The sequence below is a fragment of the Psychromonas sp. KJ10-2 genome (assembly GCF_047323255.1).
Taxonomy (GTDB): domain Bacteria; phylum Pseudomonadota; class Gammaproteobacteria; order Enterobacterales; family Psychromonadaceae; genus Psychromonas.
In genome coordinates this window covers 1,501,561-1,516,914 of sequence record NZ_CP178827.1, presented here as the reverse complement: position 1 = coordinate 1,516,914, position 15,354 = coordinate 1,501,561, and the positions used below count along the sequence as shown (strand labels likewise).

General features: G+C 34.4%; 17 protein-coding genes and 1 pseudogene. All 18 read left to right on the top strand.

Annotated features, from left to right (window positions below; genetic code table 11):
* Positions 1 to 17: 17 nt before the first annotated feature.
* The 18 genes and pseudogenes from ACLKL2_RS07265 (at position 18) to ACLKL2_RS07180 (ending at position 15,331) form a co-directional block, all read left to right on the top strand.
* Positions 18 to 1,116 (top strand): annotated as a pseudogene (locus ACLKL2_RS07265) (oligosaccharide flippase family protein).
* A 407-nt stretch (positions 1,117 to 1,523) separates the two neighbouring features.
* On the top strand, positions 1,524 to 1,859 hold the full coding sequence (locus tag ACLKL2_RS07260; protein WP_413693894.1) for an acyltransferase family protein: 336 nt from the start codon (positions 1,524 to 1,526) through the stop codon (positions 1,857 to 1,859).
* A 25-nt stretch (positions 1,860 to 1,884) separates the two neighbouring features.
* Positions 1,885 to 2,412, top strand: coding sequence for a hypothetical protein (locus ACLKL2_RS07255; RefSeq protein WP_413693893.1), 528 nt, complete (start codon positions 1,885 to 1,887; stop codon positions 2,410 to 2,412).
* A gap of 192 nt (positions 2,413 to 2,604) precedes the next feature.
* Positions 2,605 to 3,771 carry a glycosyltransferase gene (locus tag ACLKL2_RS07250; RefSeq protein ID WP_113818624.1) on the top strand — a complete coding sequence of 389 codons (1,167 nt, stop codon included), beginning with the start codon at positions 2,605 to 2,607 and terminating at the stop codon, positions 3,769 to 3,771.
* A complete protein-coding gene (locus ACLKL2_RS07245) occupies positions 3,772 to 3,969 on the top strand; it encodes a hypothetical protein (RefSeq protein ID WP_413693892.1) in 198 nt (65 codons plus the stop codon).
* 41 nt (positions 3,970 to 4,010) lie between these two features.
* Positions 4,011 to 4,880: a glycosyltransferase gene (locus ACLKL2_RS07240; RefSeq protein WP_413693891.1), complete on the top strand. Its 870-nt coding sequence runs from the start codon at positions 4,011 to 4,013 to the stop codon at positions 4,878 to 4,880.
* Between the two features lies 1 nt (position 4,881).
* Positions 4,882 to 5,820 (top strand): glycosyltransferase family 2 protein, encoded by a 939-nt coding sequence (locus tag ACLKL2_RS07235; RefSeq protein ID WP_413693890.1) that lies wholly within the window; start codon positions 4,882 to 4,884, stop codon positions 5,818 to 5,820.
* Positions 5,820 to 6,395, top strand: coding sequence for a hypothetical protein (locus tag ACLKL2_RS07230; protein WP_413693889.1), 576 nt, complete (start codon positions 5,820 to 5,822; stop codon positions 6,393 to 6,395). The genes ACLKL2_RS07235 and ACLKL2_RS07230 overlap by 1 nt, the downstream gene beginning before the upstream one ends.
* Positions 6,392 to 7,417 (top strand): glycosyltransferase, encoded by a 1,026-nt coding sequence (locus ACLKL2_RS07225; RefSeq protein ID WP_413693888.1) that lies wholly within the window; start codon positions 6,392 to 6,394, stop codon positions 7,415 to 7,417. The genes ACLKL2_RS07230 and ACLKL2_RS07225 overlap by 4 nt, the downstream gene beginning before the upstream one ends.
* A 1-nt stretch (position 7,418) precedes the next feature.
* The gene (locus tag ACLKL2_RS07220; protein WP_113818628.1) at positions 7,419 to 8,615 is read left to right on the top strand and encodes an O-antigen ligase family protein; all 1,197 of its coding nucleotides are present in this window, start codon (positions 7,419 to 7,421) and stop codon (positions 8,613 to 8,615) included.
* Positions 8,608 to 8,970: an acyltransferase family protein gene (locus ACLKL2_RS07215; protein ID WP_413693887.1), complete on the top strand. Its 363-nt coding sequence runs from the start codon at positions 8,608 to 8,610 to the stop codon at positions 8,968 to 8,970. The genes ACLKL2_RS07220 and ACLKL2_RS07215 overlap by 8 nt, the downstream gene beginning before the upstream one ends.
* Entirely contained in the window at positions 8,943 to 9,587 is a 645-nt protein-coding gene (locus tag ACLKL2_RS07210; RefSeq protein WP_413693886.1) for an acyltransferase family protein, read from the top strand. Before ACLKL2_RS07215 ends, ACLKL2_RS07210 begins: the two co-directional genes overlap by 28 nt.
* A 328-nt stretch (positions 9,588 to 9,915) precedes the next feature.
* Positions 9,916 to 10,506 (top strand): hypothetical protein, encoded by a 591-nt coding sequence (locus tag ACLKL2_RS07205; RefSeq protein ID WP_413693885.1) that lies wholly within the window; start codon positions 9,916 to 9,918, stop codon positions 10,504 to 10,506.
* Entirely contained in the window at positions 10,503 to 11,321 is an 819-nt protein-coding gene (locus tag ACLKL2_RS07200; protein ID WP_413694278.1) for an undecaprenyl-phosphate glucose phosphotransferase, read from the top strand. The genes ACLKL2_RS07205 and ACLKL2_RS07200 overlap by 4 nt, the downstream gene beginning before the upstream one ends.
* A 99-nt stretch (positions 11,322 to 11,420) precedes the next feature.
* A complete protein-coding gene (locus ACLKL2_RS07195; protein ID WP_413693884.1) occupies positions 11,421 to 11,915 on the top strand; it encodes a hypothetical protein in 495 nt (164 codons plus the stop codon).
* Positions 11,915 to 12,607, top strand: a complete 693-nt coding sequence (locus tag ACLKL2_RS07190; protein WP_413693883.1) for an outer membrane beta-barrel protein — start codon at positions 11,915 to 11,917, stop codon at positions 12,605 to 12,607. Before ACLKL2_RS07195 ends, ACLKL2_RS07190 begins: the two co-directional genes overlap by 1 nt.
* Positions 12,597 to 13,121 (top strand): polysaccharide biosynthesis/export family protein, encoded by a 525-nt coding sequence (locus ACLKL2_RS07185; RefSeq protein WP_413693882.1) that lies wholly within the window; start codon positions 12,597 to 12,599, stop codon positions 13,119 to 13,121. The genes ACLKL2_RS07190 and ACLKL2_RS07185 overlap by 11 nt, the downstream gene beginning before the upstream one ends.
* Positions 13,122 to 13,144: 23 nt before the next feature.
* Entirely contained in the window at positions 13,145 to 15,331 is a 2,187-nt protein-coding gene (locus ACLKL2_RS07180; protein WP_413693881.1) for a GumC family protein, read from the top strand.
* Positions 15,332 to 15,354: the final 23 nt, after the last annotated feature.

Below are 15,354 nucleotides of genomic sequence, written 5' to 3'. Positions count from 1 at the left end.
AGAGTGCTTGTGGGTACATGACCTTAAATAAAAAAATAGTGAAGGGATCGATCTGGAGTTTAATAGGCAATTCGGCTTATCAATTTTCTGGCTTAATTATATTTATTATTCTTTCACGACTCTTATCTCCAGTTGATTTTGGCACTGCAGCGCTAGCGATTATTTTTGTTGAGTTGACCAATGTGTTAGTTCGGTTTGGCTTAGTTGAAGTAGTTGTGCGGAATGTTAATTCGTCAGATAGCACTATTGAAAATAATGCTTTTATGGCTACGTTGTTGCTCGGTTTAATAACGAGTATTTTGTTTGTTATTTTTTCTTCTTCTTTAGAGGCATTTTTTGAGGCGCCGGGGTTAGCAATATCTTTGCAAATATTATCTGTTGTTCCCTTAATGCAAGCTTTGTCTACAACGCCCGAAGGGCTTTTAAGAAGGAGTTTAAGTTTAAAGCATTAGCAATAAGGCTATTATGTTCCTCTGTTTTTGCTGGCAGCATTGCGATTTACTTGGCTTATAATGACTTTGGTTTTTATAGCTTGATTATCCAAAAAATCATATCAACAACTATCCTGTTAGTCTTAGTTTGGAGGGGGTTAAATGGCGTCCTTCATGGCATCTCTCTTATGCCCGTGTAACAAATGTTTTAAAGCAAGGGCAGCCTATCGTTTTAAGTTCATTGATTGGGCAGGGTATTTTTAGGTTTGTTGAATTAATTGTTGGTTATTTTTTAGGTGTCGCTACTTTAGGGGTTTTTAAAATAGCGGGGAAATTATTGGATGTTATCGTTCAATTTACAATCAAACCGATTGTTGATGTCTCTTTTTCAGCCTTTGCTAATTTAAAAGAGTCACCAATTGAATTGGAAAAATGCTACCTAAATTTTATTACTACATGTGCAATGTTTGCACTACCGGCATTTGTGGGGACATTTATTATAGGGGCTGATTTAGTCCATTTGATTTTTGGGGAGAAGTGGTTGAAAAGTGGGCAGTTGTTGTCCATCTTATGTTTAGGCGGGATGGGCGTTACGTTAAATTATTTTTTGGCCAACTTTGTCATGCTACCAACAATTCACATATACCCTTTAGAATACGTGTGGTTGAGTTCGTTGTCGTTTTAAGTCTCGTTAGTATTTCAGCCCAGTACTCAATCTATCATGTTGTTTATTCTACTATATCAGTGACAACTCTGATTAGCGTAATAATGATTTTTATTCTTAAAAAGAAGTTCTCATTTTCAGTTAGCCGAATTTTTAGGGGGTAATACCTTCTTTAGTGTGTGCTTTGTTTATGGGAGGGGTGGTTTATCTTTGCTTACAAACTCAGATAAATAGCTTAGAACCGATCATTAAGGTGATTGTTAGCATCGTTATTGGAATCTCTGTGTATGCAATGTTTTATCTAATTATTTTTCCAAAAAAAGTAACGGAAATAGTGTTAAATGTAAAAAGATTACGTTCATAGTTGAGTGACATACCATTTGTATTAGGTGTGGAATTGTTTCATTTATTTATTGAAAGGAATCAATATGAGGCTGACCAGTTTACACTTTTTAAGGGCGATGGGAGCAATCTTTATTGTTATCTCTCATTCACATGGTGTTATTAGAAAACGATTTGAAAGCTTAGAGTTTACTGATTACTTTTGGCAAGTCGAACAAGGCTATACGAAAGTGTTTGGTGCGTTAGGCGTTGATTTGTTTTTAGTGCTATCTGGTTTTTTTGCTTTTATACCACTTGGAATAGAAAACAAGATGCAATGGATTTTCTTAAAAAAGGATTATTCGGATATACCCTATATGGTGGGTAGGTTTAGCCTGCTTATTAATATTGTCTATGGTACCAGGAGCCTCTGCCAACTATAGTTTATATCAGGTTGTTAATTCGATTTTGTTAAATCCTATTTATATCGATGGCAACATTAAACCCATTCTAGAAATCGGATGGACATTACATTATATCGTTTTTTATTATTTAGCGATTACATTGTTAATATCAATGAAGTTTCAATCCATTGAAATATTAAAAATATTAACAATTGGCTTTGCTTGTTTATCTATCATAGGGATTTTTATTGATACGACTATTCCTATCATTGAGGTCATCACTAATTCTCGTACTTTAGCTTTTGCTTTAGGTGGATGGGTAGCCTTTATTGTCATCGAAAAGCCAATAAACTGGCATGCAAGGCATACCATTTTGGCGTTATTAATTATTACTGGGCTCGTTTTGGCTTTTGTCTTAATAGATGAATGGAGGCTGAATGCGCCAACATTTTTAAGTCGGAGTTCTATTGCTATTGCAATTGTTCTGTTATTTGTTTTTCAGCCAACCTTAAAAACATTCAAATACCCTAATTTTTTAACTTATGTGGTGATGCTTCATACTCTATTTATCTATTTCACATGTTTCCATTAATGATTATGTCAGGTGTATGGAAGAGAGGGATTTTATTACCTCCTGATTTTCTTCCACCGTTTATCACGTGGTTTATTTTAATAATGTTAGGTGTATTAAGTGGAGTCATTGCTTACCTATTATTTGAAAAACCAATCTTTGCCTACTTAAAAAATAAATTTATTAAATAATTAAACAAAAAGGTACTAAGTAATGTCTATGAAGATATTAATGCTTACATGTCAATATATGCCAGATGTATTTGGCGGCGCAGAAAAACAATGTGGGCGTGTTTCTAAAGGTCTTAAAAAGAAAGGGCTTGATGTACAGATTTTAACATCTCGCCAACAATACAAAGGACAAGCTAAAGAAGTATTAAATGAAGTGCCGGTTACTCGTTTGTATTCACCGATCGCACCGGATTTATTAGGACGTTGGATTCCATTTTCAATTTACTGGTTATTAAGAGTGTTAATTTGGGCGGCTTTCAATCATAAAAGCTTTGACGTGATTCATTGTCACCAAGGTAAATTTGGTGCTTTTGTTGGTTGTTGTGTCGCTCGCTTATTCAATAAGCCAATATTGATTAAAGTTGGGAATTCGAATCAGTTTATGGATTTTAATGCTTTAAAGGCCAAAAAACTCTTTGGCCCTATTATGGCTAACTTTGTTTTAAAAACGAACCCAACAGTGGTCGCTATTACTGATGTGATTGCACAGAACTGTAAAGCGTTTGGGTTTAAAAATATTATCAATATACCTAACAGTATCGACACTGCATTAATTAATACTGATCTAGGTGTGGATAAGTCATTACAAGAAAAAAATAGGGCGATTATTAACCTTTTTTATCATGGTCGCCTAGAAAGTATAAAGAAAGTGGATGTATTGATGGAGTCGTTTGTCTTATTAGCCAATGAACAGCAGAACGTTCATTTTCATTTGATTGGAAGTGGCAGTGCTTTAGCTTCCGCTAAAGCCTATATCAAAGAAAAAGGGTTAGAGAATAAAGTCACTTTTCATGGGGAAGTGAATAACCCAGTGGAATTTATACAGCAGTTCGATGTATTTGTTAATGCCTCTGAAGCTGAAGGTTTTTCTAATTCATTATTAGAGGCATTGTTGGCAGGTAAAGTATTAGTTTCAACTCCTGTCAGTGGTGCAAGTGATGCAATAACAGATGGAAAAAATGGTTACATTTCAGAGTCTTTCGATGCCGTAGATATTAAAAACAGTACGATAAAAGGCATACAACTTTATAATCAAGATATCGATTCAGTTAAAGTTTTTTCAGAGCAATTAATTGCTGAAAATTTCACGGTAAATGTTATTGCAAACCAATATTTAACGCTTTATAAAAAATTAACAGGGATAGTGTAAATGAAAGTTTTAATTGGAATGACACGTTCAGATACTATTGTATCGGGTTCATTTAAACATATTTGCCAAATAGGTGAAAAATTTCGTGATGAAGGTGCTGAGGTTGTTTATGCCATAGGCGGCGACGGTGAAGCGATTGATAAATTACGTGAATCAGGCTTTAAAGTGCATGCCTTGACTGACTTAAAAGAGAGGTAAGTCCGTTTAGTGATCTTTTTTCATTATTAAAATTAGTTTGGTTGATTATCTCTGAAAACCCACAAGTGTGTTCTTGGCACACTGCTAAAATTGGTGCGTTGGGTCGTATGGCTGCAATGTTAACTTTCAAGCGATCTTATTATGTTCCACATGGTGTCCCATTTGTGAATACCCCTGAAAATAAAGGTTATAAAAAGTATCAGTTAATTGAAAAAATGTTATCTATTTTACCATCAAAGATCATTGGTGTGTGTGAGTTTGATAAGAATGAATATTTGCGCATTGGGGTACCCGATAAAAAGTTGTTAGTTATTCGAAATGGTATGTTGGGAAAAGATAGTGACACTTGGCAACTAACCGAAAAACCGGTTCATTTCATCACTGCTGCGCGTTTTGAAGATCAAAAAGATTACGTGACTTTAGCTGCTGCTTGTCATCAGTTACTTGCTGAAAAGAAACCTTTTACTTTGAGTATTTACGGTGATGGACAATACGAAGAGCAGGTTAAAGCGCGTTTCGCTGACTTTCCTGAAGGTATGATCGAATTTTGTGGAGTAGTAGATAACTTTGCAGAGAAATTAGCAGAAGCCGATGTGTTTATATTATCAAGTTTTTGGGAAGGGTTACCACGCAGTATTATTGAAGCGATGGCCTGTAAAAAAGCAGTGGTCACGTCTGATGTGGGTGGCTGTTCAGAATTAATTATCGAGCAAAAATCAGGTTATTTAGTACCTATCAGAAATGCACAAGTGATGGCACAATCAATGCGTGAATATATCGATGATAAGCAAAAAATAATTGATCACGGATTAGCTGCTTATGACTTATATTTAGCAAAATATTCGTTACCCGTCATGTTAAACAATTATGCTGAGGAATATGGTGTAATGAATAAAAAGCAGGGCTCATAAGATGACTATTAAAGTATCTCTGATTTGCCCTGTTTATAAGGTTATTGATTATCTACCTGATTTGATGACGAGTTTATTGGTGGGTGTTAATAGTGAACAAGTGGAAGTTATTTTTGTTGACGACTGTTGTCCTGAACATTCCATTACTGTGTGTGAGCAATTTGTTGAAGAGCATGCCCCTTTAATAAACTTTCATTATAAAATAATAAAACAGTCAATTAATCAAGGACAAGCCGCAGCGCGTAATGTTGCTTTAAAAAGTGCAGAAGGTGAATATATAGGTTTTATTGATTCGGATGATGCTATTTCTTCCTATTACTGGGAAACGTTAAGTCGTTATGTCAGCACTTCTGAATACGATATTATTGAATTTGATTTCAAAGAGTTTACCGGTACTTTACCAGAAGAAAACAAAGCGAGTGTTGAACAATTACCTTCTTCAAAATTAAATCCTTTTCATTACGGTTTTTTTGTTTGGACTCGATTATACAAGAAATCAATGCTCGAAGGTTTGCAATTTCCTGAAGGAGTGATATTTGAAGATATTTTTTACAATATTCATGCTTTTTCAAAAGCCAGAAAGACTCTGCGTTTATCAAGCTGTTTAGTGTTTTATCGGAAACGTGAAGGCTCAACAACTAGCAATCGAACTTCAACTTATTCAAACCTTTTGCTTAATTTAATTAACTCTTCAATGAAAACAATTAACAGTTTTGAGGATAAAGGTGAAGTAATTAATCAAGTTGCTAGATACTCATTATTGGTCAGCCTCAAAGGCTTCAAGATTAAAGAGCGTGCTGACAGACGACTGTTTTTCAAACAGTGTAAATCAATTAATTTATCTTTTATCCCTTTATTAAATCAATTTAGCGAGTCATTGTTAACAAAGTGCAAATTTAAGTTATCTCAATTTATTTGTTTAATAGGGACATTTTCATAATGATAAATATGACTCCAAAAGCTTTGATTCGTAGTGATTTATTTCGTTATGAAGGGAAGAGTAATTTCAAGGTGTTTTTAAAACTGTTTTTGAAAAACCCTTATTTTAGATTTCAAGTTTATTTAAGAATGGCACGATCAAATAACTTTGTTATTTCTAGCTTTTTTAAAGTGCTAAAAGCAGGCCTTGGTAGAAAGGTTAATGTCCAATTAAGTCCCAAAGTATCAGTTGGCTATGGCTTATATATTCCTCATGGGAACATTGTGGTCAATGCTAAAACAACTCTTGGTCATAATTGCAGTTTATTACAGTTTGTTTCTATTGGTGCTATGCATAATAGTGATGCAGCGACAATCGGAGATAATGTTTATATTGGCCCAAATACCAATATTGTCGGAAAAATTAACATTGGTGATAATGCCGTGTTAGGTGCTGGAACTGTAGCTGTAAAAAATGTTGAAGAAGCTATGGTCGTTGTAGGTTCTCCAGCAAAATCGATTAAACAAGTCCAGAATATTAATGACTATGCCATTAACCTCTGTAGTGAAGAATTTATAAACAAGGCTGGCAAATGAAAAAAGTAGTACACATCACTAATGATTTACAGCGCCTCGGCGGTGTGCAGCGTTTACTCGTTGATTTAATGACCTTGCAAAAAGATGAATTTAAGTTCGAAGTTATTTTAACGCGTGGTGAAAACGAATATGTTGATGAGTTAAAGCAATTAGGGGTTAGTGTTTACCATAAACGAGATATTGGTTTACGTGGTGTTATTAAACGTATGAACAATGCGGATTTAGTACACGCGCACCTTTTTCCTTCTTTATATATTGCGTTATTAACATCAACTCCGACAGTGATTACTGAGCATAACCCACATTATCGACGTCGAGATATTCTTTTTATCAAAACGTTAGAGAGTGTTCTTTTTCGTAAATTCAAAAAAACGGCTTGTATTTCAAAAGGTGTCCAAAATGCACTGTTAAGAGACTTAAAGTGGCCAACTAAGAAAACCGAGGTTATTTGTAATGGAATCGATTTAAGCCGTTTTTCGTTACAGAGGAAGAATATAGATCTTGATAAGAAGGTCTTCAAAATAGGGATGGTGGGCCGCTTACACCCACAAAAAGATATTAAAACGTTAATCGAATGCATCAAGTTACTTGACAGTGATTGCGAGCTACATTTAGCGGGAGATGGTGAGTTACGAACTCAACTAGAGTTATTTGCGGATGAAATTGGAGTCTCGAATAAAGTATACTTTTATGGCCGGGTGAATGATATCCCAGAATTTTTAGAGTCATTGGATCTTTATGTTCAATCTTCTAATTGGGAAGGGTTTGGCCTAGCGGCGGTTGAAGCAATGGCGGCTGGTCTCCCATGCTTAGCTACAAATGTAGAAGGGCTTAACGATATAGTATCAAAAGATGCATTATTTGACGTCGCTGATGTAGATAAGTTATTGGCATTAATATGTGAAGTTAAAGAGTCAAAAGATCTCTATGCTAAAATGTCATTAGACTCTTTAAAAAAGCACAATATTATTCTGCAGAAAACACCGCATTATTGTATCAGCAATTTTATAATGGAAGTATGAAATGATACCTGAAATAGCGCTACATAAACTATATTTAGAAACTCCAACGATGTTGAAATATAAGCGTCTGTTAACTATTTTAGCCGCATCAATTCTACCTCTTTATTTCTCCATGTTTCGTTATCATCTATTCGGTGCGACACTTAGGGTGGCAGACTTAGTTTGTGCGATTACTCTGCTTTTGACATTATTTATTTTCCCTAAGTTTTATTTGAAATTCTTTCAATTTAAATTCTTACCTATGTGGATAATTGCTTTTTATATCATAGTACAAGGGATATTTTTAGATAATACTTCTAGTTCGATTAAAGAATCTATTCAGTTTCTATGGGTATGCTTTTATTTAGGTATTGCTTCAATATATGCAGAATGGGATAGCAAAGCCTTTTATAAATGGATGCTTATATTTATCGCTATTTCAGCCTTATATACTGTTTTTTACCATTTCTCCTTAGGGCATTTTACACGTTACAAACTTGCTTCCGATGGAAAGTATGCTTTTGGGTTACTGTCAGTGCTTTTATTATTAAAGGCAAATGGTTCTGCGATGAGAAAGGATTGGATTTACTTTTTAATTAGCTTGATACCTCTTGGTCTTTCTATGGAAAGAAAAGGGGTTTTAGGTGTAATGCTGGTTATTCTTTTAGTTATTTTGACTCACATTATTATTGCGAAACCAAAATTAAAGGGAGTGATTATATTTTTAATTGGGTTTTCCATTCTGTTAGCCCCTTCTATTTTAAGTCAAATCAGTCATTTTATAGACATTAAAATTTATGAAAGTTATTTTTTAGATGAAAAACTCGCTTTGTTTACATCTAATATGCACAGAGAAAGTTTATTAATTAACGCCTACCAGATTATTAGGGATAATTTCTTTTTTGGTATAGGTGCAGATAGAATTACGGAGGCTATGGGGCGTTTCTATGCGGATCAACGTCTCAACAATGGTGCTCATAATTTTTATATGGATATGTCTGTAAAATATGGGATTGTAGGTTTGTTTTTACACCTGTTTTGGATCGGCTGTCTATCTCTTTTAAGTTTAGCGAGCAACAGGTTCACGGTTAATCTTTTATTATTTAATCTGTATTGCTTATTTGTTGTTACCTTCATGGCTGATGGCCAGGCTGTTTTAATTGTTTTTCTTTTTTCTTTCTTGAATCCTTATCTGTTTGAGCATAATAGCCATGATTAATTCAATTCAATATTTACGTGGCATTGCTGCTATTTTAGTTGTTTATTACCATTCAACTATTAAGGCCGTGCAAAATAACATTCCCGACGCGTCGATTTATTATATTGGGGAATCCGGCGTTGATCTGTTTTTCATTATATCTGGATTTATTATCTGTTTTGTTACTGATAATAAAGATTTCAATACGTTAAAGTTTTTAAAATCTAGGGTACTTAGAATCATCCCGCTATATTGGTTTTTTACAATAATTGCATTGTTTGCGTACCTTATTGTCCCTTCTATGGTGAACAGTAGTGGTGGGGAAACTCTCATTTTAGAATCCTTTTTTTGCTCCCAACTGAAAGTAAGTATCTGATTCAAAATGGCTGGACATTATCCTATGAATTTTATTTCTATTTGTTATGTGCGCTTGTTCTTACAGCTAGGCTAAATAAAATATGGTTACTTGCTGTATTATGTTTTTTGCCTTTTACCAGTTATTTTTATTCATTATCCATACACTTCTTTTTCGACCAGTTTTTATTAGAGTTTGCGATGGGAACACTGTCTTATATTATTTACTCTAAAAAGGTTAATAATAATTTACAAATATGCTTTTTATTCATTGTATTGGCTATTTATTTAATGTTGTTTAATGTGGTGGGGCTTTCTAATAGGTTTATTCTTTATGGCTTGCCTATGTGGTTAGTTTTCCATATTGGTCTGCTAATTAATGAAAAGTTAAAAACGTTTGAGCGAAACCTTTTTGGGAAAGCTCTTCACCTTTTAGGAAATTCGTCTTATTCACTTTATTTATCTCATGCTTTTACTTTGGTAATTTTGAATAAGATATACCTCTACTTATTTACAGAGAGTAATCTTGTAATCTATTTATTATTTTTAGTTGTCAGCTCCTTAATTGTTGGCCATTTTGTTTTTGAATATATAGAAAAGAATTTAAATCAGTACGCTAAAAAATTATTCAATAAATAAAATTAAAACGACATGCTTATTATTGAAAAATATATTTCTGTTCTTTTTTATTTGATATTAATGAAGTATGCTTTATTTAATGAATTCGTAGTTTAAATGTTCTTTATATCAACTTACTTATAAAGAGGTGTTTTTTTTATTTCTTTTTTAGTTGTTGTTTTTTAAAGTTTTTTCTTTAATTGTAAAGGATACTTTCATTCTCATTATTTGTTGTGAAATAGTCATTATCAAACACTTTTAATATTGTTAAAGTTATTATGTTTTGTTATTGTGATCACATTTTTGTGACTAAGTGATGTAGTCTAATAATAGTGAAGTAAAGGGATTTATGACTGAACAAGATTTCGTTAAGAACAATATAAATCAACTCTCTGCGGTATATCGAATTGTCGATTTTTCAGTTGTTCAATTTTTGTTGTTTTTTTGTATTGGCGCTCACTCTATTGAAGTAAGTGATCCCTATATCATTGTTGGCCTTATTGGGTCTCTCTCTTTCATTATTTTTGCGGAAAATATTCGTTTATACCGATCTTGGCGAACAGGTTCATCTTCTCGCCTCTCTCTCTATACCTTTTTGAGTTGGTTCTTTGCTGTTTTTATGGTCGTAGTTTATCTGTTTTTCAGCAAAATAAGTGAAGACCTTTCCCGATTAGTTATTGGTTCTTGGTTTCTTAGTAGTGCCTTGCTGTTAATTGGCTGGCGCATGTCCTTCCGTCTGTATCTATACAAACGTCGTCGCAATGGTTTGAATACAAGAAGGGTCGCCATTATCGGCTTAACTAGTTCAGGTTTTCGTCTAGCAACTGAATTTGCTAACCACCCTGAAATTGGTTTCACATTAAATGCCTTTTTTGATGATAGAGATAATATTCGTTTATCTTCTAATTCTAAGTTTTTTCTAAATTACAGGGTGATATAGCAACCGGAATTGAGTTAGCTAAACAGGGAAAGTATGACCTCGTTTATATTGCGTTACCTTTAGCTGCACAAAAACGTATTGAATCTATATTACGTGAATTAGGTGATACCACTGTTGATGTACATTTAGTACCTGATTTCTTTACTTTTAACTTATTAAACGGTCACCTCTCTCATGTCGGGTCTATTCAAACAATCAGTGTGTATGAGTCGCCATTAAGTGGGCTTTCATCGTTTGCTAAAAGACTTGAAGATATTATTGGTTCTGCATTGATTTTATGCATGATTGCGATACCTATGTTGATTATTTCAATATTAATTAAACTAGATTCTAGTGGGCCTGTTTTCTTTAAGCAAAAACGTTATGGCTTAGATGGTAAGGCGATTAATGTGTGGAAGTTTCGCTCAATGACTGTTGCTGATAATGGCAGTGTGGTGAAACAAGCCACTAAAGGTGATACTCGTATTACTAAATTAGGTGCTATATTAAGAAAAACGTCTCTTGATGAACTACCGCAATTTATCAATGTCTTACAAGGGCACATGTCGATTGTTGGTCCTCGCCCTCATGCTGTTGCACACAATGAAGAGTATAGGAAATTAGTCGACTTTTATATGTTACGCCATAAAATGAAACCTGGTATTACTGGTTGGGCACAAATTAATGGCTGGCGTGGTGAAACAGATACGCTTGAAAAAATGGAAAAGCGTATAGAGTTTGACCTTGAATATATTCGTCAATGGTCATTGTTACTGGATATTCGAATTGTATTTTTAACTGTGTTTAAAGGGTTTATTAATAAGAACGCTTATTAATAAAGTAAATAAATAGTTGCTTGAATGTTTGATTTGGAGTCAGTGATTGACATGGCTTTTTAGAGTTAACAATGAGCGCTTTATTTAAGGATGAAAAAAGTGAAATATTCAATTTTTTTAGCGATTTCTCCTGTGTTTGTTATTAACGCTTTTGCAGAAAGCTTTGACCCAGCCCCTATCAAAGTTACTGATGGTTTTATGGTTGTTCCTCAAGTATCTGCAAGTGTTAAATACGATGATAATATTTATGATCAAGAGGATGATACAACCTCCTCTGCTATTTATATCGTAACCCCTTCTATAAGGTTTGGTGTTGATGATGGTATTAATCGTTATGGTGGATCTTACCGTTTAACTTCAGCCTCTTATGAAAATGGCAGTGAAGATAATTATACGGATCACACTTTAAGCTTATTAGCACACACTGAATATACCGATAGGCACCGCACTGACTTCAGTCTTTCTTATGCTAATTTACATGAAGATAGAGGTAGTGGACTTAGTGAAGGCAACTCATCTTTTTTGATCAACCGATTAAATACAATGAGCTTAATGCAAGAGGTTATTATCAATTTGGCGGCCTCAACGCGATAATGCGTATTGGTGGTGGTGTTAACTTTTCAGATGTAGATTACCGTAATTTCATTGTTACCACTCGATTTGATGATGTCAGTAAGCTTACCTTTTTTGCTGATGCTGATTATCAAGCGGGCAACGTCACTTATTTAACCTTTGATGTGTCCACAACTGACGTTCAATATGATGAATTAGAAGTGGGGGAAGAAAGCGGTGATAATAGGGATTCAAGTGCATTAGTTGGTTTTAGGTGGTTAGGCTTAGGCAAAACGACAGCAACAGCTAAGGTTGGTTATCAATATAAAACCTTTGAATCTGAAAGCCGTGAAAATTTCTCCGGTAACACAGTAGAATTAGGTGCAACTTGGAAACCGCAAGAATACTCTACTTTTGATATTAGCTTTAGTCGAGCAGCTGAAGATTCAAGCACGGTTGGTGATTATATTCTCGAAATTAATAGTGGATTAGCTTGGAAGCAGTCTTGGACGGAGGACTTTGATACAAGTTTAAGTTTTTCTTACACAGATGAGGACTATATTGGCTTTAGCCGTAACGATAAAACTAAAAATTTAGCCTTAAATCTAAATTACACGGTAACTCGCTGGATAAAACTCCAAGCGGGATATCAATTTACTGATAAAAACTCAACAGAAACTGACATTAGTTACGATAAAAATGCAGTTAATCTAGGGATTGTGGTTGCTTTATGATGAATTATATTTTTGTACTTTTTATGTTTTTTTCTCCTTTAACTTACCTGCCGCTGAAGTTGATAACTATCGTTTAGATGCTGGGGATGAAATAAAAATACTCGTTTATGATGAGCCTGATCTAACTATTGAGACAATCATTAATGATGATGGAAATATTAATTTCCCTTTTATTGGTCTAGTTTCAGTTACTGGGAAAACAGTCCCAGAGGTTCAAAAAATTATTCATGATGGCCTATCCGGTGATTATTTATTAAATCCATCGGTGCAGGTCGATATTATGACTTATCGTTCGTTTTATATTCACGGTGAAGTTAATCAACCAGGTGGTTATCCTTATCAGCCTGGCTTGAATGTTGATCAAGCTGTCGCGTTAGCTGGTGGGTTAACCAATCGCGCATCGGTTTCAAAAATATATGTTAAAAAATCACAAACAGAAGGTGAGCAAAACGTTAAGTTAACCTATGCCGTTTCACCGGGCGATATTATTACTATTAAACAGAGCTTCTTTTAGCAAAAAATTGGGCGATAAAAATTATGCAATCAGTTAATAAACCTCTAAATTCACAAGAACAAGTCATTGACTTGAAAGCTTATTGGGCTGTGGTGATGAATGCTAAATGGAAGATTTTAGGTTTTTCTTTATTGATCACTATTCTTGTTGCTATTTTTGTTACAGGAATCACACCTATTTATCGTGCAACTGGTTCGTTATTAATAAAAACCAGTACGGATAATACGATTTCAATTGACTCTGTGTTGCCTTTAGATACAAGCCGCCAAGACTACTTTTTAACGCAATTTGAAATCTTAAAGTCACGCTCAGTTTCAGAGCAAGTGATTGATAAACTCAATCTAGCCAACAACAAAGAGTTTATGCCCGATGATAACGAAGTTAGCTTGATTAATGAGTTAACGAAATACGTTAAGTCTTATTTACCTGCTGAGTTTAACGTTGAAGAAAAACAAGAACCATTGGAAGCGAGAAGTGAGAAGGTATTATTAATTGATGCGTTTCAATCAAAATTAACCATTACACCTATTCGTAATACACAGCTTGTTGATATTTCTTTCGAAGCAAAAGATCCTAAGTTAGCAGCACTTATTGCGAATACCGTTGCTGATGTTTATATAAATCAAGAGGTGCTAGGGCAGTCCACTTCAACGAAAAAAGCTGCCGATTGGTTGGAAGTTAGGTTAGAAGAGCTACGTGTTAACCTTGAAGATTCAATTAATGCATTAGACGATTACCGTGTTAAAGAGAATTTAATTGACCTGAATGCGGCGGGTGTACTGAGTATTGCTAGCGATGAATTAGAAAGTCTAACGGAAAGCTATTTACGCGCTAAACAAACTCGATTTGAAGCAGAAACACTGTATTTGTTTGTTAGCAATGCTAATGGCAACGACATAAATTATTTGATGAGTATTCCTGAAATTAGTGAACACCCGCTTATCACTAATGTTAAAAATATTGAAAATCAAGCACAGCAAAGAGTTTCTGAACTAAGTTTCCGTTACGGTGCTAAACACCCTAAATTGGTTGCCGCGAAAGCACAATTGGAGTCGATTCAAGAAGAGCTCAAGCAACAAGCGAATAAGATAGTTAGGGGCTTTGCTAAAGAATTACAAGCAGCTAAGAATAACGAGCGACGTTTTATTAGAGAGCTTGAACAAGAGAAACGTAAATACCAAGACATATCTAGTACTGAGCAAGAGTATTTAAGGTTACAGCGTGAAGTAGAAGCAAACCAAAGCCTTTATGATACGTTTTTAACGCGTTATAAAGAGACTGAAGTCACTAGTGACCTTGATGTTGAGCAAGCTAAAATATTGGATCAAGCAGAAACACCCTTAGCACCTATTAAACCTAATAAAAAACTACTTGTGATTTTAGCCTTTATAGCTTCATTTGCTTTTGCGGTTATCTATGCATTTGTTATTGATGCCTTAAATGATACGTTTAGAACGGCTGCAGAAATCGAATCTAAGTTAGGATTGCGTTTATTAGGGTTATTACCTCTGATTAAATTAAAGCGTAAACAAACTTTATCGCCTCATGCATTTTTTGATGATAAGCATAAAGCGTTCTCAGAAGCCGTCAGAACTTTACGTACTGGGTTTATGCTTTCACATATCGATGATCAACATAAAGTGGTGTTAGTTACTTCATCTATTCCAGGTGAAGGTAAAACAACTACATCAATTAATATTGCTCTTTCTATGTCTCAAGTTGAGAAAACCTTATTGATTGAAGCGGATATGCGTCGCCCAAGCTTCCTTGGTGTATTTAAATTAGGGGCTGATCAAGCGGGATTATCTAATTTGATTTCAGGAACTGAAAAACTTGAGAATGTGATTGTACATGATGAAGCTTCTGGGCTTGATATCTTACCATCTGGTTTTATACCAAGTAATCCACTTGAGTTATTATCAGGTGCGAAGTTTGATGCGGCAATGACGATTTTAAAACAGAAGTACGATCGTATTGTTATCGATTCACCGCCTACTTTAGCAGTAAGTGATGCGTTAGTGTTATCTAAGCGTGCGGACTCTGTTATTTATATCGTTCAATCTGATTCTACGAAGCAAGCTGCCGTTAAAAAAGGTATCTCTCGTTTAATGCAAGTTAATTCTCATATAGACGGCATTGTATTAAATAGAGTTGATATTAAAAAAGGCGATAAAGAAGATTACGAAGGCTATTATGGTTATGGTCAATAATATAACTATGTGTTCGTACAAGT